The following is a 20,550-nucleotide window of genomic DNA, read 5'->3' as shown; positions in this document are numbered from 1 at the left end:
AAAGTCGTGCAGCGCCGCATTGCCAGTGCGCGGGTCGTCCAGACCGTCCCAGCATTCGATAAAGCGATCCAACACATTCTCCCGAGCCGCGTATCGTCCGCCACCCGGTAGAATCCATCTCACTCAAAACGCAAAATCCGGCTCACAAGGGCCGCCGAATTCCAAGTGCGATTCCCCTGGGCCTCCGACCTCTTGGGCAGCCTCGCGCCCTGAGATCGCCCCTTGTCCTGGCTTCCTCCGAGAGGTCGAGGCCGGCGTCGCGCAGGCAGGCGACCACGTCCTTCGAGGTCGTGAAGCCGTCCCAGCCGAGGAAGCCCAGGAGCATCTGTCCGGTCATGCCGCTAGACGATCGCCGCGTCTGGCGATTAGGTCGAGGAGACCGACCTCGTCGGAAGAGGGCCAGGCGGCGAGGAAGGCGCCGAAGCTTCCGTGCTCGCGCGCGACGCCGAGGACGAAGGCGGCGTTGCGACGCACGGAGCGGATCTTCGCGCCGTTGCGGACGATTCGGGCGTCGCGGCCGGGCGCGCCCCAGTTGTCGTCCGGCTCGAAGGCGAAGCGCGCGGGCGAAAAGCCCTGGAACGCCGCCTCGAACCCGGGCCGCTTGGCTTCGATCACGCTCCAGGCGAAGCCGGCCGAGAACACCCGCCGGGCCATCTCGGCCAGCGCCCGCTCGTCGGGGAGTCGCGCGAGCGCCGCCCGGTCGGGCGCCGGCGGCAGCAGCGCTGCGAGCCCTTCCAAGCCGCCTTTGCGCGCTTCGGCGCGGGCGCGGATGGCGGCGAAGGGATCATGATTGCAAAGGTCCTCGTCGTGCGGGCCGACCGGCTTGTCGGTGGTCGACGGCTCCCCGTCAACCGCCCGCGCAGCGAAGCCGAAGCAGTCCGTCGTCGAGGGTCAGCTCGCCGTGCGGCTGTCGGTCCAGCGGAGTGCGGACTGCGCGTCGTCGAGCGGCGCGATCAGGTCCGCCGCGAATCCCGCCAGTCCCGACGCGTCCGAGCGGGTCAGTCCGATCCGGGCGTCGAAGTCCTCGACTCCGAAATCGCCGCCGGGAATGAAGCCCGCCCTTTGGAGCGTCGCGACCTCGGGGCGCAGCGATTCGTATCCGAGGTTCGCGGCGACCGTCGCCCAGGTCATCCACAGGATCGACTCGCGGCGCGGAAGCACGTCCCTGCGGACGCGCCGCAGAAACGCGCGCATCGCGGCGTCGGTCATAGCGCCCCGCGCACGCACGAGATAGCCGAGCGCGGCGAGGGCGGACGCGCGCGCGAACGGGTCCCCAACGGGCGACACGACGGCGGCCCGGAGCCGCGCCGCGTGGCCATCGAAAGTCTTGATGAGAATGCCCGGCAGGGTCTCGGTGACCGCGTCGCCGAGCCAGTCGGCGATGCCGTCGTCGTTGGCGATGAGCCGGCAAACGATCGCATGGGCGCGAACGTCGCCCTTCTCGCCGCACAGGTGAACGACGGCGAAGGCGTCGGAGCTGGATAGGGAATCGCGGCGCCCGGATGCGAAGGCGTGCAATCGCTTGATCAGACGGGCGGCGGCCCCATCCCAATCGCTCGATGTTCGCCGCAACGCAGATTGCGGCGTATGCGGCTGGACCTCGACATGGTCGGGAACATGACACGAGTCGGGCGGCTCGCTGACCATCAACATGATGCCTTGCCTCTCGGGGCGCGGGGGTTGGTTCCGCGATTATGTGACGACGCTCGGTCGGCCCGCGTTACCGCTGTCAACAAAAGATTCTCGCTCCGTCGAGCCCGCCGGATCGCGGGCGGACAAACGCTCCGGCCGATTGAATTGAATTCGCGGGGGGCTTGTGCTCCAATCCCTCCAACTATCCCCATGCGGATATCGGATAAGTCAGGCGCCCTCCCGACATGAGGTTTTGGAAGCCAGCCGCGCCGGTCGGAATCGGCGGGGCCACGGACGACGACTTGATCGAAAGGCTCGTCGAGGGCGATCGGGCAGCCTTCGGTGAGTTTTACGAGCGGTACTCCCAACTGATCTATCATTCGATCCGCCGCCTCGACGCCGACCTCTGCGACGATCTGTTTCAGGAGTTCTTCGCGAGGCTGCAGGAGACCCGCTTCCGCGCGTTGCAGCAGTGGGGCCGGACCCGCCCGTTTCCCGGGTTCCTGCGTCAGGTTGTCCGCAACTTCGTTCTCGACCGGCTGCGCCGGGAGCGGACGCGTCGACGGGCCTTCGAGTCGGCCGAGGACCCAGCGGGCGAGGTCGAAACCGGTGAGGTCTCGGCTCAGGAGGCGATCGAGATGCGCCAGTTGCGCAAGGGAGCGATCAAGGCCTGGTCGAAACTGTCGTCGGTGCGCGATCGCCGCCTGATCTGCGTCAAGTATTTCCGGGATCTTCCGCCCGCCGTGGCGGCGGAGCGGGAGCGCCTGAACCCGGGCGCCTACCGAAAGGCGCTTTTCGACGCCCAGCGGCGGTATATGGCGCTCGTCAAACTGTCGCTTCCCGAATACTTCTCATAGGCGTATGGTGACACCGGAGACATTCAGGATCGAAGGCGGAATGAAGGACGACGCCATGCGCGATCCGGCGGCTCGGATCGCCCGATGACCGGGCGACCGGCGGAACGCGAGGACTTCCTCGGCGGGCGGGCGGACGACGTCGCGCTGTTTGCGCTGGCGCACGCGCCGCGTCGCCGTGTCCCACTGACGGAAATGGAGTTCGACGCCCTCAGGTCGGCGGTCGCCGGAACCCTGCCGGAGGCGATGTCGAAGCCGGTTCGCGAACTGCTGGCCGGCAACGCGGCGGCCGCCGAACTCGTCATGAACGAGCAATTGCTGGCGAACGCGCGCCGGCAGGCGGCGGTGCCGGCCCGTCTCACCGATGCGGTTTTTCGCCGCGCCGGGCTGCCCGCAAGGGGGGCTCCGGCGTGGATGCGCTCATCTCCCGGGCGGCGCATGGTCTCGGCCCTGGCGGCCGCGGCGGCGCTCGCCGTCGCCTTCAGCCTGTACGGGCTGGAGCTTCGCGGCGGCCCGAATTTCGATATCGTCGCGCTCGACGACGCCGAGCGGCAGGTGGCCGAGGACGGCGGCGGATTGAACTACGTCGACGCCGAAGAACCGAGGATCTTGCTCAACGACTTCTTCGCCGGGGAGGGCGGCGATCGGGCGGCGCGCGAGAAGAGGACCCTTGCGCAGCTGTCGGCGACCCTCCATCAGCCGGGCGCCCCGGAGTACCTGTTCGACGCCGATTTGAAGACCCGGCTGCTGAGCGACCGCACGGGGACCGTGCCGGTGCGTGTGTTCGATCTGACCGACTCTGCGAACCGGCGTTTGATCGGGCCGCTGCGCCTGAGGGTCGAGACGCTCCTCGCTTATATCCGACACGAGAAGGTGGAGCTCGTGGTGGCCGCCCCGAGGCATGTGTGACGTCGCATGCCCGTCACTCGGAGCCTCCGGCCGCCTGGATCGGCGGAGCGTCGGGATGCGGCGACCGCTGCGTCGATCCGTCGAACGCCGTCGGCAGCAGCGGTGGGTCGCGTCGGCGCACGCGAACGGAGCGGTCGCTGCGGCAGGACAGGCCGGCCGGGCGATCGCCTGAAACGCGCGCGTCCAATGAGCCATTGAGCGTGTTCGTGATCGGATAGCGATCCGCGTTCACGCCTTCGTTTCGAATTTCCGCTTCTGGCCGCCTCCCGGTCTCACGGTCCAGCAAGAAGGGCCGCGCGGACGCGGCCCTGAAAGCTCGATGACGTCGTCAGACCGTCAGTTCAGCTGCATCTCCGGCACGTCGCCCTCAATGATCAGCTTGGCGCCGGTCGCCTTGACGATGTCCTCGATCGATACGCCGGGGCCGCGTTCCTTCAGGACGAGGCCCTGTTCGGTCGGCTCGATCACCGCCATTTCGGTGACGATCAGGCTCACGCGCCGGACCGCGGTCAGGGGCAGGGTGCACCGCTCCACGATCTTGTGGGCGCCCCTGGCGGTGTGGACCATGGCGACGATGACGTGCTTGGCGCCGGCGACGAGGTCCATCGCGCCGCCCATGCCCGGCACCATCTTGCCCGGCACCATCCAGTTGGCGAGATAGCCGCGTTCGTCGACCTGCAGGCCGCCGAGCACCGTCATGTCGAGATGTCCGCCGCGGATGAGCCCGAAGCTCATGGCGCTGTCGATCGAGGCGGCGCCCGGCATGGCGGTGACGAAGCCGCCGCCGGCGTCGGTGAGGTCCTCGTCCTCCATGCCTTCCGGCGGCCGCGGGCCGAGGCCGACGACGCCGTTCTCCGCCTGGAAGAACACGTGCACGTCCTTCGGCAGGTGATTGGCGACCAGGCTGGGCAGGCCGATGCCGAGGTTCACCAGCATCTCGGGCTTGATCTCCTGAGCGACCCGCAGAGCGATGATGTCCTTGTCTTCCATCAGATAGCCCTTTCCAGAATGTGGGTGACGAGCACGCCCGGCGTCTTGACGTCGTCGGGGGAAATCACCCCGACCGGCACGATGTGTTGCGGCTCGGCGATGACGACGGCGCCGGCCAGCGCCATGATCGGGTTGAAGTTGTGCGCGGTCAGCGAGTACTCGAGGTTGCCGTAGTAGTCGGACTGCTTGCACCCGATGAGGGCGAAATCCCCCTTGATCGGCTTCTCGAGCAGGTAGGGCTTGCCGTCGACTTCGACGATCTGCTTGCCCTTCTCGACCAGCGTGCCGATGCCGGTCGCGGTGAGCACGCCGCCCAGACCCACGCCGCCGGCGCGGATGCGCTCGACCAGCGTCCCCTGGGGAACGAGTTCGACCTCGATCTCGCCCGAGATCATCTTCTTCTGCGTCTCGGGGTTGAGGCCGATGTGCGAGGCGATCAGACGGGTCACGGCGCCGGCGCTGATGAGCTTGCCGATTCCCTTGCCCGGCATGGCGGTGTCGTTGGCGACGACGGTCAGGTTCTTCGCGCCGCGCCTGACCAGCGCGTCGATCAGGCGATGGGGAGAGCCGACCCCCATGAACCCGCCGATCAGGCAGACCGACCCGTCCGGGATCAGTGCCGCCGCCTCGTCCGGGCTAATCGCATTTTTCATATCAGCGTCCCCTCAGTCTCGAGCTTGCGCGCCCGCCCGCGCCCATTCACTCGTAGTGTAACGCCGGCCCGCGCGATACGCGAACCGGGCGCAACCTTTTGTCGCGGCGCCGGCCGGACCCTCGGTCGGCGAGCTGACAGGCGTGTGACGGTTGACCGGGGCCGGCGCCGGCGGGCAAAGGCTTGTCCGTTCCGCTTCGCCGCAACGAGGATCCCGCCGATGACTGAACCCGCCGCCGCCATGTGGGACGAGCGCTACCGCCCGCCCTCCTACGCCTACGGCCTCGCGCCGAACGCCTTTCTCGCCGCGCAGTCGGAGCGGCTCCAGCGGGGCTGGCGCGCGCTCGTTCCGGGCGACGGGGAAGGCCGCAACGGGGTTTGGCTCGCGCAGCAGGGGCTCCATGTCGACACGTTCGACCTGTCGGCCCACGGGGTCGCCAAGGCGAGGGCGCTCGCCGCCGAACGCGGCGTGTCGATCGACGCCGCCCAGGCAGACGCGCTCACGTGGGACTGGCCCGAAGCGCGCTACGACCTGATCGCGCTGATCTACCTGCACCTCGTCGAGCCCGAGCGCCGGATCGTCCACGCGCATGCGCTGAAGGCCCTGAAGCCCGGCGGCCTGATCGTGCTCGAAGCCTTCCGCCCCGAACAGATCGATCGCCACGCCGCCGGCGCCCGCGGCGGCCCGCGCGACCGGGCGCTGCTCTATCGCCTGGCGGACTTGCGCGAGGACTTTTCCGGCGAGCAGATCCTTCTGCTGGAGGCGGCCGACGTGCGGGTGGAGGAGGGGCATCTGCATGTCGGCGACAGCGCTGTCGTGCGGGCTCTGGTGCGGAAGCGCTGACACCGCAGCGCGCTCGGCTCGGGCGCGGCGGCGCGACCAGCGGTCGCGCCTACAGGTCCGTGGTGGTCCCTGGCGGTGAAAGATCTACCCCACCCGCATCACCCCCGGCGGCTTCCAGGTCGGGTTGTCGAGCGGCAGAATCGAGGGCGGGCTGGTCTTCGGCCAGTAGAGGCGCATGACCATGTAGATCGGGCCTTCCGGCGCGGGCAGCCAGTTCGACTCCTTGTCCGGCCCGGGCGAGTCCTTCTGGATGTGGATCGTGATCGAGCCGTCGGGATTCTTCTTCAGGTCCGGCAGCATCGGCGCGTTGATCAGATAACGGTCGATCGGGTTCTTGACGAGAAGCTGGGTCTTGCCGTCGTACATCGTCACCGACCAGAAGGCGTTGACGGGCGGCAGGCCGTCGGCAGGGAAGGTCAGCGTGTATTTGCTCTTTCCGTCGAGCGTCCGGCCGCGGTCGTCGGCGCGCGCGAAGGGATAGGCCGCCTCGAGTGCGTCGTTGGCGTAGATGCCGCCCCTGGCGACTGCGGCGCGCTTCAGCCAGTCGCCGTTGAAATAGGCCGCGTCGCCGCCTGCGAGCCCGACCTTCCAGCCGTTGATGGTCTTGCCGGAGAGATTGAGCACGTCGTCGATCCGCCGGTCCGCCATCCTCACGCCGACCAGGACCTGGAGCCGGTCGTCGAGCTTGAGGCCGTCGAGGCTGAAGGGCTTTCCCGCCTCGACGCCGATCTTGGCGAGGTCGGCGCGGATGGCGTCCTCGTTCTGCATCGGCGGCATGAACTGCATCATGAAGGCGAGGTATTCGAAGAACTTGGATTTCGCCGACTCGTCGTCGATCTTGGGGAAGTCGATCGCGGGCGCGGCCGGCGGGGCCGGCTGGTTGAGGAACGTCGACAGCGGGCGCGCGGCGTATTCGTCCTGGACCTTGTGGACGTTATCGATGTCGGCGGCATTGAACAGCTGGGTGCGGAAGATCGCCAGCGAGTGCTGCGAGCTGCTCTTGAACACCTTCTTGACGCCGGCGGGCGTCTCGCCGCGCCAGTTCGGGCCGACCACCATGTAGTCGCCGGCGTCGTTGCCGGTGGCGCGCGAGCCGATGTAACCGTAGTTGTAGGTGCTGCTGTCGATCAGCTGTACCGAATAATAGCGCTTGGGATCGACTGCCGGCACGCTGATGACGATCGGCTCGGCCCTGAGGTCCATCCACAGCATCGAATAGGGCGTGTCGCTGTTGGGCGTGACGACGGCGGTGTCCTTGTCGGTGAACACGTCGCGGCTGTTGGCGATGGTGTTGAACGGCCCCTTGTACTGACCGGATTGCTTGTCGATCACGAACTTATACATGACCGCATAGTTCATGACGATCGGCAGGCCGTAGGCGAGGCCTTTTTGCGCGATGTCGATCGCGCCGAAAAATCCCGGCCGCGCGGTCTGGGCGAGCGCGGCGGCGGGCAGGACGGAGGCGAGCGCGCCCGCGGCGCCGCTTCGGAGGAGGTCGCGTTTCGTCAGCATGAGGGCCCCCGGGGCTCGTGTATCGTGCGGCGGGACAAAAGCACGCGGCGAGGCCGTTCGCAATGCGGGGCCCGAGGCCGGCCGGCTTGCAGCCTCGGCGGCCCGCACGGCGCGGCCGGGACCGAGGGCTCCGCAACCCGGGCGCGAATTCCATCCCATCAGAGCGTTGCGGCGGATTTCCCGGGCGACTGTCGCGGTCGGGGCGAGCGGGGCGGGGGCCGCGACGACGGCGCCGCGGCTCCCTGATCGCTTCAGCGGTCCGGCGATCACGGCGTTCTTCGGGCTCCTCCGAAATTCCGGGCGCGGATTCAATCTTTTCAAGGCGTTGCGGCGGATTTCCCGGGCGATTGTCGCGGTCGGGGCGAGCGGGGCGGGGGCCGCGACGACGGTGCGGCGGCCCGTGGGTCGCTCCGGCTGGCTGGCGATCACGGCGTTCTTCGGACGCCTCCGAAATTCCGGGCGCGGATTCAATCTTTTCAAGGCGTTGCGGCGGATTTCCCGGGCGACTGTCGCGGTCGGGGCGAGCGGGGCGGGGGCCGCGACGGCGGTACGGCGGTTCCTTGCTCGCTTCGGTTGGCTGGCGATGACGGCATTCTTCGGGCGCCTCGGAAATTCCGGGCCAGGCGGGGGTTCGCCACGCCGACCGTCGGCGTTCCGGGCCCTCACCCTGCCGGGCTTCGCCCGACTGTCCCTCTCCCCGAGGGAGAGGGCGGCGCCAACGCCGAGGCGAGGGCCGATGACCCTTTCCGCCGTCATCGCGAGGAGCCGAAGGCGACGCGGCGATCCAGGGGCCGCCTGCGCCGCGGTCGAACAGGTTTGGCGCACATGCGGCGGACGTCGGCCCGCCCCCTGGATCGCCACGTCGCTTCGCTCCTCGCGATGACGCGCCACGTCGCTTCGCTCATCGCTTCGGGACAGGCGAACATGCCGCGTTCTCGCGTCGAGAGAACAAATATAGAACATGCGGCGCCGGCCGGCAAGCAATTGTCGCCGTCCAAAGCGGAACGGTCGAGCCGGATTGCGGAGAGGGAGGGCGCCCGTCGCGCGCTCGCGCCGGCGACGATTGCTCACACCGCCAGCTCGATCCGGATCGGCGTGTGGTCCGACGCCTTGTCCTTGGCGCGCACGCTCTTGTCGATTTCGACCGAGACGAGCCGGTCGGCGGCCTGCGGCGACAGCAGCAGGTGGTCGATGCGGATGCCGTTGTTCTTCTGCCAGGCCCCGGCCTGATAGTCCCAGAAGGTGTAGAGGCCGCCGGCGTCGCTGGTCGCGCGCAGCGCGTCGGTGAAGCCGAGCGCCATCAGCTCGCGGTATTTCTCCCGCGTCTGCGGCAGAAACAGCGCGTCGCCGGTCCACAGTTCCGGGCGGGCGGCGTCGATCGCCTCGGGGATGACGTTGAAGTCGCCGGCGAGCACCAGCGGCTCCTCGTATTCGAGCAACTTTTTCGCGTGCCGGATCAGCCGATCCATGAAGGCGAGCTTGTAGGGGTATTTCTCCGTGTCGGGCGGATTGCCGTTGGGCAGGTAGATGCTCGCGACCCGCACGGCGCCCCTCTCGGTCGGGATCACCGCTTCGACGTAACGCGACTGCACGTCGGCGTCGTCGCCGGGCAGTCCGCGGGCGACCTCGAAGGGGCGCTTCGAGAGAATGGCGACGCCGTTGAAACCCTTCTGGCCGTGGGTCTCGACGTTGTAGCCGAGCTCCTCGACCTCGAGCCGCGGGAATTGCTCGTCGAGGCACTTGATCTCCTGCAGGCAGAGCGCGTCGGGCGCGACCTCCTTGAGATAGGCGCACAGATGGCCGATCCGCTGGCGGACGGAATTGACGTTCCAGGTGGCGATGCGCACGCGGGCTCCTTCGGGCGATCCGCGTCCGGGTTATCGCGTTCCGGGCGCGACCGGAAGGGGCGCGGAGGGCGAACGGCGAATGGCGGGCGGACGGGGCTGCGCCGCTCGCCGCTCCCTATTCGCCCTTCGCACGGGGTCGCGCGGCGCGGTCCCTGCGCCATTCATTTCACCGTGATCGTGATCTTGTTCGAGATCACCGGCGGGGTGAACGGGTAGTGTCGGGCGTCGCCGAGCACGAGTTGCAGGGTATGCTTGCCGGGCGGCAGTTCGATCAACGCCTCGGTCTGTCCGGCCCCGAAATGCAGATGGTTCTTGTCCTGCGGAATCGGCTCGTTGGGGTCGAGCGGTTCGTCGACGTCGATCAAGAGGTGGTGATGACCGCTGTTCGGGGCGGCGCTGCCCGCCTGGGTGACGCCCATGTTGCGCAGGCCGAACCGGCACCAGAAGGCGCCTTTCACGGTCGCGCCGTCGGACGGCCAGATGATGTAGGTCATGGCGTCGGCGGGCGCGGGCGTCGCCTGAGCGGAGGCGGGCCCCGGCGGAACGAGGCCGGCCAGCAAGGCGACGGCCAGGATGATTGCGCGGCGATGCGTCATGGCGCCTTTCCTTTACAAGGAATACGCGACGCGCAGGCCATGTGTCGGATACCGCACGGCGGCGTCGTAATGATCGCGATTCGAGGGCCGGACGTAGTCGGGATCGTTCCGCCACGAGCCCGAGCGGATGACGCGCGACGGGCAGCCGCTGTCGACCCAGGCGGAGCCGTCCGAAGGCGCGCCTTGATACGTTCTGTGCCAGCAATCTTCCACCCACTGGTCGATATTGCCGCCCATGTCGTAGAGGCCGAACGGATTCGGCTTGAAGCTTCCGACTTTCGCTGGCTGCGACGCCTCGTAAGGCTCGCCGCAGCCTTTGCAGTTGGCCATTGCGGGCTGCAGTTGATCGCCCCACCAGAACCGGCTTCTGGCGCCGCCGCGGGCGGCGAATTCCCATTCGGCTTCGGTCGGGAGCCGAACCGGCTTTTGCAAGACGCTCGCGAGCCAGCCCACGAAGCTTTGCGCGTCCGTCCAGCTCAGGTTGCCGATCGGGGCGTCGTCCTCGCCGCTCGCCGGGCCGCCGCAGACCTTCGCCGCGACACAGGCGTTCCATTCGCGAATGGTCACGGGAAACTTGCCGATCGCAAAGGGTTTGATCGTGACCGGGTGGACCGGCTTCTCGGTCGGATCGTCGTCGCTGCCCATGGCGAAGGCGCCGCCAGGGATGGAGACCATCTCGGGGATCGTCTGCGCGACCGCCGGGAGCGGCGCCGCTGCGACCGGCTTCTCCGCCGCCGCCGGGGCGGGCGCCGGCGCCGGCGCGACCAGTTTCTCAGCCGGCGCCGGCTGCGGCGCCGTCACGACGACGGCGGGCGCTTCCGGCGCTCGCGCCCCCGCCGGCGTCTGGATTGCGCTCTGCCTTTGCAGGAGAAAGACGGTGAGGGCGCCGAGGACGGCGATCACGCCGAGGAGCGCGCTCGAAACCAGCGCGACCGGCAAGCGCCGCCGTCTCGCCTCGCTGAGCGCCGCCGGATCGGGCAGCACCCGATAGACGCTGACCGGATCGGTGATGTTCTTGACCTGGCGGTCGCCGAGCGACTGGTAGGCGCACACCAGCTTGTTCTTGATCTGCTCATAGACGCCGCCCGAGACGTACACCTGTCCGGGGTTCGCGATGCCCTCGAGGCGCGCGGCGATGTTGACGCCATCGCCGTAGATGTCCGCCGCCTCGACGATGACGTCGCCGAGATGGACGCCGATCCGATACTGGATCCACTGGTCGCGCGGCAGGGACGTGTTTCGCCCCACCATACTCTGCTGGACGACCACGGCGCAGCGGACGGCTTCGACCGGGCTGTCGAACATCGCCAGGAATCCGTCGCCGGTATACTTGACCAGCCTGCCGTGATGCTCGGCGACGGTCGGCTCGATGAGTTCGCGCCGTTGCCGCGTCAGGCGCGCGTAGGTGCCTTCCTCGTCGAGTTGCATCAGGCGGCTGTAGCCGGAAATATCGGCCGCCACGATCGCCGCCAGCCGTCGCACCGGTCCCTCGCCCGGCGCGACATCGTCCCTCGCGCCGCGAAGCGAGTGAATCGGACCGCGCGTTCGATCGGGGTCGCTCATGGGCAAGTCCCGGCGTCGTCGGTGGAGGCGACTGGAGAATGCGTCCGCCCGACCGTCTTGACAAGCGTCAAGAGACGCAGTCGGGCGGATAAGGACCTGTGACACGGCCCACTCTTCTGATGTCTTACTGCGAGCTATGCTTCCACGTGTTGCCTGTTTGCGGATGTGGATGGAGATGCTGGCGCACGCGATGTCGGCCGGGGGAGTGCGGAACCGCCCGGGCCTCGGATGCGGCGGCTGCAACCGGATTGCCCGGGATTTCGCTGAGCGGAATGTCGGCGATCGGGATTCCGGGACAACGCTCGAGAAGCTCGATCGCGACTCCCGTTTCCGTTTCCGGCTGCAACCGGGCTATGACGAGAAAATCCGTGTCGTCGACCGTTTCGGCGCGCCAAATCTCGCGACTCTGACCGGCCCCGCAGGTCAAGGTGACGGCGCTCGGCCCCGCGTCGGACCGTGCGACCCGCTCGACCCGGCAAACCGTGGATCGTCGATCGACGCTTCCTTCGCGGATTGTCTGAAAGTCGCCCTTGCAGTCTCTCGCCGCCGCCCAGACGCCTTGATAGTCCGCAGGGACCGGCTCGCCCGCCGTCGCCGAGGCGGCCAAACCGAGACCGATGAGAGCGGCGAGCCCGATGGTCTGCATGTCCCGACGCCTCCGGACCGGCCGTGACGCGGAACATGCTATCACAAGCGACGCGTTGCGTCGCCGGCGATCGGGCGACCGTCGGGCCGCCGCCGCCGAAGCGGCCGGAGCGACGCCTCAGTCGTCGATCGCCTGATACGCCAGCGCCCGCAGGTCGAGTTCGGGAAGGTCGTAGCTCAGCATCGACTGGGTCATGAACAGCCCGACCATCTGTTCCTGCGGATCGACCCAGTAGTGGGTCTTGGCGGCGCCCGACCAGCCGAACTCGCCGACGGAACCCGGCGCCGCGGTCAGAGCGACGTTCATGGCGACCCGCGAGCCGAGGCCGAAGCCGTAGCCGAGCAGGGGAAAGCCGCCGATCTCGAGCGGAAGCAGCGCCGGCGGAATGTGGTTGGCGTGCATCAGCTCCAGCGTCTTGCGACCGATGACGCGCGTCCCGTCGAGCGCGCCGCCGTTCGCCAGCATCTGGGCGAAGCGGAAATAGTCGCCGATCGTGCCGAACAGGCCATGGCCGCCGCGGACGAAGGTCTCCGGCCGGTCGACTGGATGGGTGGCGGAGACGTCGATCCGGTCGTTGACGCCCCTCTGCCACGCTTCGAGCGCGAGGCGGGCGGTCGTTGTGGGAAGGGTGATGTCCGGGCGTCCGTACATCGCCGCGAGCCGCGGCCGCTTTCCGGCCGGGACCTCGAAGGCCGTGTCGATCATGCCGAGCGGCTCGAACAGCCGCTCGCTCAGGACCGTCGCCAGCGGCTGGCCCGAGACCACCTCGATCAGGCGCGCCGCGACGTCGATCCCGACGCTGTAATGCCACCGCGTTCCGGGCTGGAAGGCGAGCGGATAGCGGGCGAGATCGTCGACGGCCTCCTGAAGCGACGCGCTGGCGTCGAACAGGAGCGCGTCGGCGAGCATCCGGCTGACCGGCGAGTCGTCGAGGAAGTGGTAGGTGAGGCCGCTCGTGTGCGCCATCAGGTCCGACACCAGGATCGGACGGACCGGGTCGACGAGCGCGCCGTCGTCGCCGAGCGCTTTCACGCTCCCGAAGGCCGGAAGGTAGGCCGCGACCGGATCGACGAGGCGCACGCGCCCTTCCTCGAGGAACGTCATCAGCGCGGTGCAGACGATCGGCTTGGTCATCGAGTAGAGGCGGAAGATGGCGTCCGCCGTCATCGGCGCCGCGGCCTCCTTGTCCCGCCAGCCGAACTGCCCGGCGTCAACGATCTTGCCGCGCCGGGCGATCAGCGTGCTGACGCCCGCGTAGGTCCCGCGGTCGACATAGGCCTGCATGCAGCGCCCGATGCGCTTCAGGCGATCCGTATCATTCCGACGCTTTCGGCGGCCTCGACCTGCATGGCGTGTGTTTCTCCCTGACCGGTTCGTCTCGGTCGAGGCAGGATCGGCGACGGGCTCGCCGGGAGCAAGCCCTGGCGAAGCGGTTTCCTCCCGAATGGGCTATGGGCGGTCGAAAGTTCGCGTCAGTCCCACTTCCGATGCGCCCACATCCACTGCTCGGGGGCCTCGCGGATGTAGGCCTCGAACTGCGCCTGGAGCGCCGCGGTGGCGGCGACCGCGTCGGCCTGCTGGTCGTCGGTTTCCGGGATCGGCACGCGGACGACCCGGACGCGGAAGCGCACCTTCGGCAGGCGGAACGCCGCAGCCGCATAGAGCGGCAGTCCGGTCGTGCGGGCGAGCAGCGCGGGAAAGACGTTCGAGCGCGCGGGGTGGCCGAAAAACGGCACGGCTGCGCCCCGGTCGTCGCGCAGGTCGGCGAGAAAGGCCGGGTAGCCGCCGCTCCTCGCCGCCCTGAGCAGGGCGCGCGCCGTCACCGGGGTCTTGGGCAGGAGCCCGCCTTCGTAGAGGAAGGCGCGCATCCTGTGCGTCTCGGCGTCGACGAGCGGGTTGCTCATCCGCTGGTAGACTCCGGTCAAGGGCGCGCCGACGCGCTTGGCCGCGCAGCCCATCAGCTCCCAGTTGCCGAGGTGCAGGCCGCACAACACGCACGGCCCGCTCGCGATCGCGTCCCAGGGGGAGTCGGGATCGAGGGTCACCCGGCCTTGCGAGGCGATGCGCCGGAGGTGAAAGGACTCGGCGAAGGTGCGGCCGAGATTCTCCCATGTCGCGGCGGCGAGCGTCCTGCGCTCGGTCTCCGGCATGTCGGGAAACGCGAGCGCGAGGTTGCGCAGCACGCGCTCCTGCCGGTAGAGGCGCGGCGCGATGAGGCGCCAGGCGAGGCCGGAGGCTTTCGAAGCGACCTCGAGCGGAACGGCTCGGGCGACAGCCTCCGCGACGCGAAAGCCGGCGTATTCCAGCCGGTGGCGCAGGTCCTTCGAAGAAATCATGTCTCGGCCAGCCGTTCGGCTCCGGGCCGACGGCGCCTGATGGCGCAGCGCTCCGCGCTCTGTCAAGGCGACCGCCCCCGCGACAAAAAAAGCCGTTCACCGCGTCCCGCCGGTCATGTAGCGTTCCGCGCCGTGTTTTCGGGCGAAACGTCCCGAGGGAGGCACAATGAGCGAAGCGATCAAATACGCGATGGGCGAGGACCGGATCCCCCATTCCTGGTACAACATTGTCGCCGACTTTCCGACGCCGCCCCCGCCGGTGCTGCATCCCGGTCACGGCGGCCCGATCGGGCCCGACGATCTCGCGCCGCTGTTCCCGATGGCGCTGATCGGCCAGGAGGTGTCGACCGAGCGGCACATCCAGATCCCCAAGCCGGTGCGCGACATCTATCGCATGTGGCGCCCGACGCCGCTCCATCGCGCCCGCCGCCTCGAGCAGGCGCTCGGCACGACGGCGCGCATCTTCTACAAATACGAAGGCGTGAGCCCCGCCGGCAGCCACAAGCCCAACACTGCGGTCGCGCAGGCCTTCTACAACAAGGCCGAGGGGGTGACGAAGCTGTCGACCGAGACCGGCGCGGGCCAGTGGGGCTCCTCGCTCGCCTTCGCCGGCGCGCTGTTCGGCCTCGAGGTCAAGGTCTTCATGGTGAAGGTGTCCTACCAGCAGAAGCCCTATCGGCGGGCGCTGATGGAGACCTACGGCGCGACCTGCGTCGCGAGCCCCAGCAACGAGACCGAGGCGGGCCGGGCGATCCTGGCCGCGCATCCGGAGTCTCCGGGCAGCCTGGGCATGGCCATTTCCGAGGCGGTCGAGGTCGCGGCCAAGAACGCCGACACGAAATACGCGCTCGGTTCCGTGCTCAACCACGTGCTGATGCACCAGACGGTGATCGGCATCGAGGCGATCGAGCAGATGGAGGCGGCGGACGCCTATCCGGACGTGGTGATCGGCTGCGCCGGCGGCGGCTCCAACTTCGCCGGCCTCGCCTTCCCGTTCATCGGCAAGAAGCTGCGCGATAAGCGGGACGTGCGGGTGATCGCAGTCGAGCCTGCGGCCTGCCCGTCGCTGACGCGGGGAACCTACGCCTTCGACTTCGGCGACACGGCCCACATGACCCCGCTGGTCAAGATGCACACGCTGGGGTCGGAGTTCGTCCCGCCGGGCTTCCACGCCGGCGGCCTTCGCTACCACGGCATGGCGCCGCTGGTCAGCCACTGCAAGGAACTCGGCTTGATCGAGGCGCGCGCCTATCACCAGAACCCGTGCTTCGAGGCGGGGGTCCTGTTCGCCCGCAACGAGGGCATCGTGCCGGCGCCGGAATCGACCCATGCCGTCCGGGCGGCGATCGACGAGGCGTTGAAGGCGCGCGAGGAGGGCAAGTCTCCGACGATCCTCTTCAACCTCTCGGGGCACGGCCATTTCGACATGCAGGCCTACACCGACTATTTCGCCGGCAAGCTTCGCGACCAGGACTACGATCCGAAGGAACTGGAGGCCTCGCTCGCCCACCTGCCCAAGCTGGCGGCGGAGTGACATCCAGGCCGCCGCCGGCGCCGCGCGGCGCCGGCGGCGGGCCAAGGCCGCTCAGCCGGTCGCGAAGGCCCAGAGCGAGCGCCAGACGCAGCGCTTGGCCGGGTTCTTGAAAGCGGTCGGGTCGAAATAGGCGAGATGGCCGGTCGAGCCGTCGTCGAGCCAGCGGAAGCCGACCTCGACCCTGTCCGGGCGCAGATTGACGAATTGCTCGACCGGGCCGAGATCGTCGTCCGCCGTGGCGGGGCCGATCCGACCGGTCACCCCGTTCTGGTAGCGATAGACGCGGCCGTCCGGCGTGGTCACCCGCACCGAGCGCGCGGCCTCGTCGAAGTCGATGGTGAGCGGGCCGAGCTTCCCGTCGCCCTTGTAGTCGCAAGAGCGGGTCAGCGAATCGGCGAAGGCCGGCCCCGTCAAGGTCGCCGCCAGGCAGCCCGCAACGGCAAGTAAAATCCCTTTCATCGAGCCTCGGACGCGTTCATGGAGAGCCCCGCCGCCGGCCGCCCGGGAGCCGTCTCCCAAGCAGTCATTGTCCGGCTATCGGCCAAAAAGGGCAAGATTGGGATTGTTCCGGCGCCGGCCAAAATATTGACGGGCGCCGCGTCGTCGCGCCGCAAGAGGCGTAAACGCGGCGCCGGGTCGAGCCGGGGGAGAGGATCGGCGGCGCCGCCTGCCACGCTGCGGTTGCAACGCGCCTTCAACCTGCTAAGGAGCGCCGGCGCCGAGCGGGCGCAGTCACTTCGAGGCCCTGCATGTTCACAATCAGTCGCCGCGCGGCGCTTGCGATTCCTCTTCTTTTCGCCGGGGCCGCCTGGGCCGCGAGCGAGGACGCGGACAACACCGTCGTCATGACGCTCAAGAACGGCGGCAAGGTCGTGATCCGACTGCGGCCCGACTGGGCCCCCAAGCACGTCGAGCAGATCGAGACCCTGGTCAAGCGCGGCTTCTACGACGGCATCGTGTTCCATCGCGTGATCCCGGGCTTCATGGCCCAGACCGGCGACCCGACCGGCACCGGCGGCGGCCGCTCGGACCTGCCCAACATCGACGCCGAGTTCAACGACACCCCGTTCAAGCGCGGCATCGTCGGCATGGCGCGGTCGGGCGACCCCAATTCCGCCAATTCGCAGTTCTTCATCGTGACGAAGGACTCGCGCTTCCTCGACGGCCAGTACACCGCCTTCGGCGAGGTCGTCTCGGGCATGGACGCGGTCGACAAGATCAAGGCCGGGACGCAGGCGAACAACGGCGCGGTGGCCAACCCGGACAAGATCGTGTCGATGAAAATGGCCGCGGCAAAATAGGAGTGATTGGCATGAGCGAAGGCAATACGCTGACCCTGGAGACGACCAAGGGCCCGGTCGTGATCGAGATGAACCCGGCCGTTGCGCCCAACCACGTCGCCCACATCAAGAAGCTCGTTTCCGAGGGCTTTTACGACGGCATCGTGTTCCACCGGGTGATCGACGGGTTCATGGCCCAGACCGGCTGCCCGCACGGCACCGGCACCGGCGGCTCGAAGTATCCGAACCTCAAGGCCGAGTTCAACGCCGAGCCGCACGTGCGCGGCACCTGCTCGATGGCGCGCGCCCAGAACCCGGATTCGGCCAACTCGCAGTTCTTCATCTGCTTCGGCGACGCCCACTTCCTCGACCGCCAGTACACGGTGTGGGGCAAGGTGACGTCCGGCATGGAGAACGTCGACAAGATCAAGCGCGGCGAGCCGGTCCGCGACCCGGACAAGATCGTCACGGCCAGCTTGAGCTGAGGGTCTAGAGAACGAAGCGTTTGAGCCCCTGCTTGAACAGGGCGACGTTGAAATTCATCAGGAGCCCGACGCGCAGGCCCGACAGTTTGAGATAGGTCAGGACCTGCGCGTCGTGAATCGGCGCCAGGGCGTCAACGGACTTGATTTCGACGATCACCGCCCCGTCGACGACGAGGTCGAGTCTGTAGCCTGCGTCGAGTTTCTCGCCTTCATAGACGATCGGGAGAGCGACTTGCCGTCGGATCGGAAAGCCGCGGCGGCAGATCTCGTAAGCGAGGCAATGTTCGTAGGCGGACTCCAGCAGGCCCGGGCCAAGCTCCCTGTGAACGTGCAGAGCGGCGTCGACGCAAATTCGCGCGGCAGCTTCAACCCGGGAGGGAATCGGCTCATGCATCTCTTCGTGTCTCTTGGTGTCCTTCGTGGTGATCCCAACCCAGCGCCGAACGTGTTTACCACGAAGGACACGAAGATACACGAAGGCTTTCGGCCCGCGGGTTAGGAGCGCAAACCCATGCGCGTCGACGCCTTCGACTTCGACCTGCCGCCCGACCGCATCGCGCTCGAGCCCGCGTCTCCCCGCGACAGCGCCCGCATGCTGGTCGTCGCCTCGGACGGCGCCCTCGCGGACGCGCGCGTGGCGGACCTGCCGGGCCTGCTGCGTCCCGGCGACGCGCTCGTCGTCAACGACACGCGGGTGATCGCCGCGCGGCTCGACGGGATTCGGGTGCGCGGCGAGGCGGTCGCCTCCATCGAGGCCACGCTCATCAAGAGAATCGACGATTGCCGCTGGCGGGCGCTCGTCCGCCCGGCCAAGAAGCTCAGGGTCGGCGAGCGGGTCCGGTTCGGCGAAGCGAGCGAGAGCATGGCCTGCCTCCTCGCCGCGCTCGACGCCGAGGTCGAGGACAAGGGCGAGGCGGGCGAGGTCACGCTGCGCTTCGATTTCTCCGGCGCCGCACTCGACGAGGCGATCGACCGCCTCGGTTCGCCGCCGCTGCCGCCCTACATCGCCGCCCGGCGCCCCCCCGGAGACAAGGACCGCGCCGACTACCAGACGATGTTCGCCGCGCGCGAGGGCGCGGTCGCGGCCCCGACGGCGGGGCTTCATTTCACCCCGGACCTCGCCGCGCGCCTCGCGGAACGCGGCGTCACCCTCCACCGCGTGACGCTGCACGTCGGGGCGGGGACCTTCCTCCCGGTCAAGGCCGACGACACCGACGATCACGTCATGCACAGCGAGTGGGGCGCGATCGACGCCGCGACCGCCGACGCCCTGAACGTCGCGCGCGCCGCGGGCGGCCGCATCGTCGCGGTCGGCACGACCTCCGCCCGGATCCTCGAGAGCGCCGCCGACGACGCGGGCGGGGTTAGGCCGTTCGCCGGCGAGACGGCGATCTTCATCACGCCCGGCTACCGCTTCCGCGCGGTCGACGCGCTGATGACCAACTTCCACCTGCCGCGCTCGACGCTGTTCATGCTGGTGTCCGCCTTCAGCGGGCTCGCGACCGTGAAGGCTGCCTACGCCCACGCGATCGCCGCCGGCTATCGCTTCTATTCCTATGGGGACGCCTGCCTCCTGATCGGCCGGCGCGACAGAGACGCCGCATGACCGACGCCATCGCTCTCACCATTCACGCCCGCGACGGCGCGGCGCGCACGGGGGCGCTGCTGACGCCGCGCGGAGACATCCGCACCCCCGCCTTCATGCCGGTCGGGACGGCGGCGACCGTCAAGGCGATGCGTCCCGAGGACGTGCGCGCCACCGGCGCCGACATCGTTCTCTCCAACACCTACCACCTGATGCTGGCGCCGGGCGCGGAGCGGATCGCGCGCCTCGGCGGCCTGCACCGGTTCATGAACTGGCCGCGGCCGATCCTGACCGACTCGGGCGGGTTCCAGGTCATGAGTCTCGCCAAGCTGCGCAAGATCAACGGGAACGGCGTGATCTTCCAGTCGCATATCGACGGCTCGCGCCACGAGCTGACGCCGGAGCGGTCGATGGAGATCCAGCGGCTGCTCGGCGCCGACATCCAGATGCAGATGGACGAATGCGTGAAGTTGCCGTGCCCGCCCGAGGAGGCCGAGCGCGCCATGCGCCTGTCGCTGCGTTGGGCGGAGCGGTCGAAGGCGGCCTTTGGCGACGACCAGCCCGGCCGGGCTCTGTTCGGCATCGTTCAGGGCGGCGTCGAGAGGACCTTGCGCATCGAGAGCGCCAGGGCGCTGGTCGGCATGGATTTCCACGGCTACGCGATCGGCGGCCTCGCCGTCGGCGAGCCGCAGGCGGACATGCTGGCGACGATCGAAGCGGTGATCCCGCACCTGCCGGACACGAAGCCGCGCTACCTCATGGGCGTCGGCACGCCCGACGACCTGCTGCAGTCGCTCCGGCGCGGCGTCGACATGTTCGACTGCGTGATGCCGACGCGGGCCGGGCGGCACGGCATGGTCTTCACGCGGGCCGGCCGGTTGAACCTGCGCAACGCCCGCTTCGCCGACGATTCCCGGCCGGTCGACCCGCTGTCGACCTCGGCGATGGCGCGTGACTATTCGCGCGCCTACTTCCGCCACCTGGTCAAGGCCGGCGAGATTCTCGCCATGATGGCGCTCACCGAGATCAATCTCGCCTATTATCAGGATCTGATGGCCGGGGCGCGCAGCGCGATTGGCGAGGGGAGACTCGACGCCTACATCGAGGAGACGCGCAGGGGCTGGGCGGAGGGAGAGGCGGAGGAGACTTGAGGCGGGACGGGCGCGCGCCTTTCAAGCGCGACGGGCGAACCGCAAACGCAAAGGGCGAAGCGCCATTGGGCGCTTCGCCCCTCGTCTCCGTCCTCGCTTACGCTACTGCAGCCTCGATTTTTGTTTTGATGATC

Annotated in this window: 21 protein-coding genes and 1 pseudogene; 9 read left to right on the top strand and 13 right to left on the bottom strand. The window is 68.6% G+C overall.

Translation table 11 applies throughout. The annotated features are described in order from the left end of the window. Positions 1 to 211: 211 nt before the first annotated feature. Positions 212 to 771: pseudogene (locus DFR50_RS18660) on the bottom strand (DNA-3-methyladenine glycosylase I); the annotation flags it as partial. A gap of 120 nt (positions 772 to 891) precedes the next feature. Next, positions 892 to 1,653 (bottom strand): DUF1186 domain-containing protein, encoded by a 762-nt coding sequence (locus DFR50_RS18655; protein WP_113890774.1) that lies wholly within the window; start codon positions 1,651 to 1,653, stop codon positions 892 to 894. 224 nt (positions 1,654 to 1,877) lie between these two features. Here DFR50_RS18655 and DFR50_RS18650 point away from each other — a divergent pair, with 224 nt between their 5' ends. Both DFR50_RS18650 and DFR50_RS18645 read left to right on the top strand, forming a co-directional pair. Next, positions 1,878 to 2,489 (top strand): RNA polymerase sigma factor, encoded by a 612-nt coding sequence (locus DFR50_RS18650; RefSeq protein ID WP_113890773.1) that lies wholly within the window; start codon positions 1,878 to 1,880, stop codon positions 2,487 to 2,489. Between the two features lie 84 nt (positions 2,490 to 2,573). Next, positions 2,574 to 3,395, top strand: a complete 822-nt coding sequence (locus DFR50_RS18645; protein WP_113890772.1) for a hypothetical protein — start codon at positions 2,574 to 2,576, stop codon at positions 3,393 to 3,395. 13 nt (positions 3,396 to 3,408) lie between these two features. Here DFR50_RS18645 and DFR50_RS18640 read toward each other — a convergent pair whose 3' ends face one another. From DFR50_RS18640 to DFR50_RS18630, 3 genes are read right to left on the bottom strand one after another with little or no spacing between them, the layout of a single operon-like run. Next, positions 3,409 to 3,681 (bottom strand): hypothetical protein, encoded by a 273-nt coding sequence (locus tag DFR50_RS18640; protein ID WP_147262810.1) that lies wholly within the window; start codon positions 3,679 to 3,681, stop codon positions 3,409 to 3,411. Between the two features lie 50 nt (positions 3,682 to 3,731). Next, positions 3,732 to 4,385, bottom strand: coding sequence for a 3-oxoacid CoA-transferase subunit B (locus tag DFR50_RS18635; RefSeq protein ID WP_113890770.1), 654 nt, complete (start codon positions 4,383 to 4,385; stop codon positions 3,732 to 3,734). Further along, entirely contained in the window at positions 4,385 to 5,038 is a 654-nt protein-coding gene (locus DFR50_RS18630; protein WP_113890769.1) for a CoA transferase subunit A, read from the bottom strand. Before DFR50_RS18630 ends, DFR50_RS18635 begins: the two co-directional genes overlap by 1 nt. Before the next feature lie 219 nt (positions 5,039 to 5,257). On the opposite strand from DFR50_RS18630, the gene DFR50_RS18625 reads away from it, so the two are divergent. Further along, entirely contained in the window at positions 5,258 to 5,881 is a 624-nt protein-coding gene (locus tag DFR50_RS18625; protein WP_113890768.1) for a class I SAM-dependent methyltransferase, read from the top strand. Between the two features lie 84 nt (positions 5,882 to 5,965). On the opposite strand, the gene DFR50_RS18620 is transcribed toward DFR50_RS18625, so the two are convergent. From DFR50_RS18620 to DFR50_RS18600, 4 genes are all read right to left on the bottom strand, one after another. Continuing rightward, positions 5,966 to 7,393, bottom strand: a complete 1,428-nt coding sequence (locus DFR50_RS18620) for a DUF1254 domain-containing protein (RefSeq protein ID WP_113890767.1) — start codon at positions 7,391 to 7,393, stop codon at positions 5,966 to 5,968. A gap of 1,067 nt (positions 7,394 to 8,460) precedes the next feature. Continuing rightward, positions 8,461 to 9,240, bottom strand: coding sequence for an exodeoxyribonuclease III (xth, locus tag DFR50_RS18610; RefSeq protein WP_113890765.1), 780 nt, complete (start codon positions 9,238 to 9,240; stop codon positions 8,461 to 8,463). 161 nt (positions 9,241 to 9,401) lie between these two features. Further along, positions 9,402 to 9,836, bottom strand: a complete 435-nt coding sequence (locus tag DFR50_RS18605; protein ID WP_113890764.1) for a DUF4399 domain-containing protein — start codon at positions 9,834 to 9,836, stop codon at positions 9,402 to 9,404. Positions 9,837 to 9,848: 12 nt separating this feature from the next. Then, positions 9,849 to 11,399, bottom strand: a complete 1,551-nt coding sequence (locus tag DFR50_RS18600; RefSeq protein WP_113890763.1) for an SUMF1/EgtB/PvdO family nonheme iron enzyme — start codon at positions 11,397 to 11,399, stop codon at positions 9,849 to 9,851. Between the two features lie 169 nt (positions 11,400 to 11,568). On the opposite strand from DFR50_RS18600, the gene DFR50_RS31525 reads away from it, so the two are divergent. Next, a complete protein-coding gene (locus DFR50_RS31525; RefSeq protein WP_147262809.1) occupies positions 11,569 to 12,072 on the top strand; it encodes a hypothetical protein in 504 nt (167 codons plus the stop codon). 90 nt (positions 12,073 to 12,162) lie between these two features. Here DFR50_RS31525 and DFR50_RS18590 read toward each other — a convergent pair whose 3' ends face one another. Together DFR50_RS18590 and DFR50_RS18585 are read right to left on the bottom strand one after the other, a co-directional pair. Further along, a complete protein-coding gene (locus tag DFR50_RS18590; RefSeq protein WP_113890761.1) occupies positions 12,163 to 13,329 on the bottom strand; it encodes a serine hydrolase domain-containing protein in 1,167 nt (388 codons plus the stop codon). Between the two features lie 188 nt (positions 13,330 to 13,517). Continuing rightward, positions 13,518 to 14,381 (bottom strand): lysophospholipid acyltransferase family protein, encoded by an 864-nt coding sequence (locus DFR50_RS18585; protein ID WP_113890760.1) that lies wholly within the window; start codon positions 14,379 to 14,381, stop codon positions 13,518 to 13,520. A gap of 166 nt (positions 14,382 to 14,547) precedes the next feature. On the opposite strand from DFR50_RS18585, the gene DFR50_RS18580 reads away from it, so the two are divergent. Further along, positions 14,548 to 15,915 (top strand): TrpB-like pyridoxal phosphate-dependent enzyme, encoded by a 1,368-nt coding sequence (locus DFR50_RS18580; protein ID WP_113890759.1) that lies wholly within the window; start codon positions 14,548 to 14,550, stop codon positions 15,913 to 15,915. Between the two features lie 51 nt (positions 15,916 to 15,966). On the opposite strand, the gene DFR50_RS18575 is transcribed toward DFR50_RS18580, so the two are convergent. Then, the gene (locus tag DFR50_RS18575; protein ID WP_113890758.1) at positions 15,967 to 16,374 is read right to left on the bottom strand and encodes a hypothetical protein; all 408 of its coding nucleotides are present in this window, start codon (positions 16,372 to 16,374) and stop codon (positions 15,967 to 15,969) included. A gap of 290 nt (positions 16,375 to 16,664) precedes the next feature. Between DFR50_RS18575 and DFR50_RS18570 the strand changes: the two genes are divergently transcribed. Then, positions 16,665 to 17,216 (top strand): peptidylprolyl isomerase, encoded by a 552-nt coding sequence (locus tag DFR50_RS18570; protein WP_113890757.1) that lies wholly within the window; start codon positions 16,665 to 16,667, stop codon positions 17,214 to 17,216. A gap of 11 nt (positions 17,217 to 17,227) precedes the next feature. Beyond that, positions 17,228 to 17,680 (top strand): peptidylprolyl isomerase, encoded by a 453-nt coding sequence (locus DFR50_RS18565; RefSeq protein ID WP_113890756.1) that lies wholly within the window; start codon positions 17,228 to 17,230, stop codon positions 17,678 to 17,680. Positions 17,681 to 17,684: 4 nt separating this feature from the next. On the opposite strand, the gene DFR50_RS18560 is transcribed toward DFR50_RS18565, so the two are convergent. Beyond that, positions 17,685 to 18,074, bottom strand: coding sequence for a GxxExxY protein (locus DFR50_RS18560; protein ID WP_113890755.1), 390 nt, complete (start codon positions 18,072 to 18,074; stop codon positions 17,685 to 17,687). Positions 18,075 to 18,191: 117 nt separating this feature from the next. Between DFR50_RS18560 and queA the strand changes: the two genes are divergently transcribed. Beyond that, complete coding sequence (gene queA / locus DFR50_RS18555) at positions 18,192 to 19,286, top strand: tRNA preQ1(34) S-adenosylmethionine ribosyltransferase-isomerase QueA (RefSeq protein ID WP_113890754.1); 1,095 nt, start codon at positions 18,192 to 18,194, stop codon at positions 19,284 to 19,286. Next, positions 19,283 to 20,416: a tRNA guanosine(34) transglycosylase Tgt gene (tgt, locus tag DFR50_RS18550; protein WP_113890753.1), complete on the top strand. Its 1,134-nt coding sequence runs from the start codon at positions 19,283 to 19,285 to the stop codon at positions 20,414 to 20,416. Before queA ends, tgt begins: the two co-directional genes overlap by 4 nt. Positions 20,417 to 20,550 lie beyond the last annotated feature (134 nt).

It is taken from the genome of Roseiarcus fermentans (assembly GCF_003315135.1).
In the GTDB taxonomy this organism is placed as follows: Bacteria; Pseudomonadota; Alphaproteobacteria; order Rhizobiales; family Beijerinckiaceae; genus Roseiarcus; species Roseiarcus fermentans.
Note: the sequence above shows the minus strand (reverse complement) of the source record. Positions and strands in the feature narration are given on the sequence as shown.

Coding starts and splice junctions, on each gene's coding strand:
- DFR50_RS18620 (WP_113890767.1), bottom strand. CDS start 7,393: ATGCTGACGAAACGCGACCTCCTCCGAAGCGGCGCCGCGGGCGCGCTC.
- queA (WP_113890754.1), top strand. CDS start 18,192: ATGCGCGTCGACGCCTTCGACTTCGACCTGCCGCCCGACCGCATCGCG.
- DFR50_RS18600 (WP_113890763.1), bottom strand. CDS start 11,399: ATGAGCGACCCCGATCGAACGCGCGGTCCGATTCACTCGCTTCGCGGC.
- DFR50_RS18635 (WP_113890770.1), bottom strand. CDS start 4,385: ATGGAAGACAAGGACATCATCGCTCTGCGGGTCGCTCAGGAGATCAAG.
- DFR50_RS18650 (WP_113890773.1), top strand. CDS start 1,878: ATGAGGTTTTGGAAGCCAGCCGCGCCGGTCGGAATCGGCGGGGCCACG.
- DFR50_RS18630 (WP_113890769.1), bottom strand. CDS start 5,038: ATGAAAAATGCGATTAGCCCGGACGAGGCGGCGGCACTGATCCCGGAC.
- tgt (WP_113890753.1), top strand. CDS start 19,283: ATGACCGACGCCATCGCTCTCACCATTCACGCCCGCGACGGCGCGGCG.
- DFR50_RS18580 (WP_113890759.1), top strand. CDS start 14,548: ATGAGCGAAGCGATCAAATACGCGATGGGCGAGGACCGGATCCCCCAT.
- DFR50_RS18585 (WP_113890760.1), bottom strand. CDS start 14,381: ATGATTTCTTCGAAGGACCTGCGCCACCGGCTGGAATACGCCGGCTTT.
- DFR50_RS18590 (WP_113890761.1), bottom strand. CDS start 13,329: ATGCAGGCCTATGTCGACCGCGGGACCTACGCGGGCGTCAGCACGCTG.
- DFR50_RS31525 (WP_147262809.1), top strand. CDS start 11,569: ATGGAGATGCTGGCGCACGCGATGTCGGCCGGGGGAGTGCGGAACCGC.
- DFR50_RS18645 (WP_113890772.1), top strand. CDS start 2,574: ATGACCGGGCGACCGGCGGAACGCGAGGACTTCCTCGGCGGGCGGGCG.
- DFR50_RS18560 (WP_113890755.1), bottom strand. CDS start 18,074: ATGCATGAGCCGATTCCCTCCCGGGTTGAAGCTGCCGCGCGAATTTGC.
- DFR50_RS18605 (WP_113890764.1), bottom strand. CDS start 9,836: ATGACGCATCGCCGCGCAATCATCCTGGCCGTCGCCTTGCTGGCCGGC.
- DFR50_RS18570 (WP_113890757.1), top strand. CDS start 16,665: ATGTTCACAATCAGTCGCCGCGCGGCGCTTGCGATTCCTCTTCTTTTC.
- DFR50_RS18565 (WP_113890756.1), top strand. CDS start 17,228: ATGAGCGAAGGCAATACGCTGACCCTGGAGACGACCAAGGGCCCGGTC.
- DFR50_RS18655 (WP_113890774.1), bottom strand. CDS start 1,653: ATGTTGATGGTCAGCGAGCCGCCCGACTCGTGTCATGTTCCCGACCAT.
- DFR50_RS18625 (WP_113890768.1), top strand. CDS start 5,258: ATGACTGAACCCGCCGCCGCCATGTGGGACGAGCGCTACCGCCCGCCC.
- DFR50_RS18575 (WP_113890758.1), bottom strand. CDS start 16,374: ATGAAAGGGATTTTACTTGCCGTTGCGGGCTGCCTGGCGGCGACCTTG.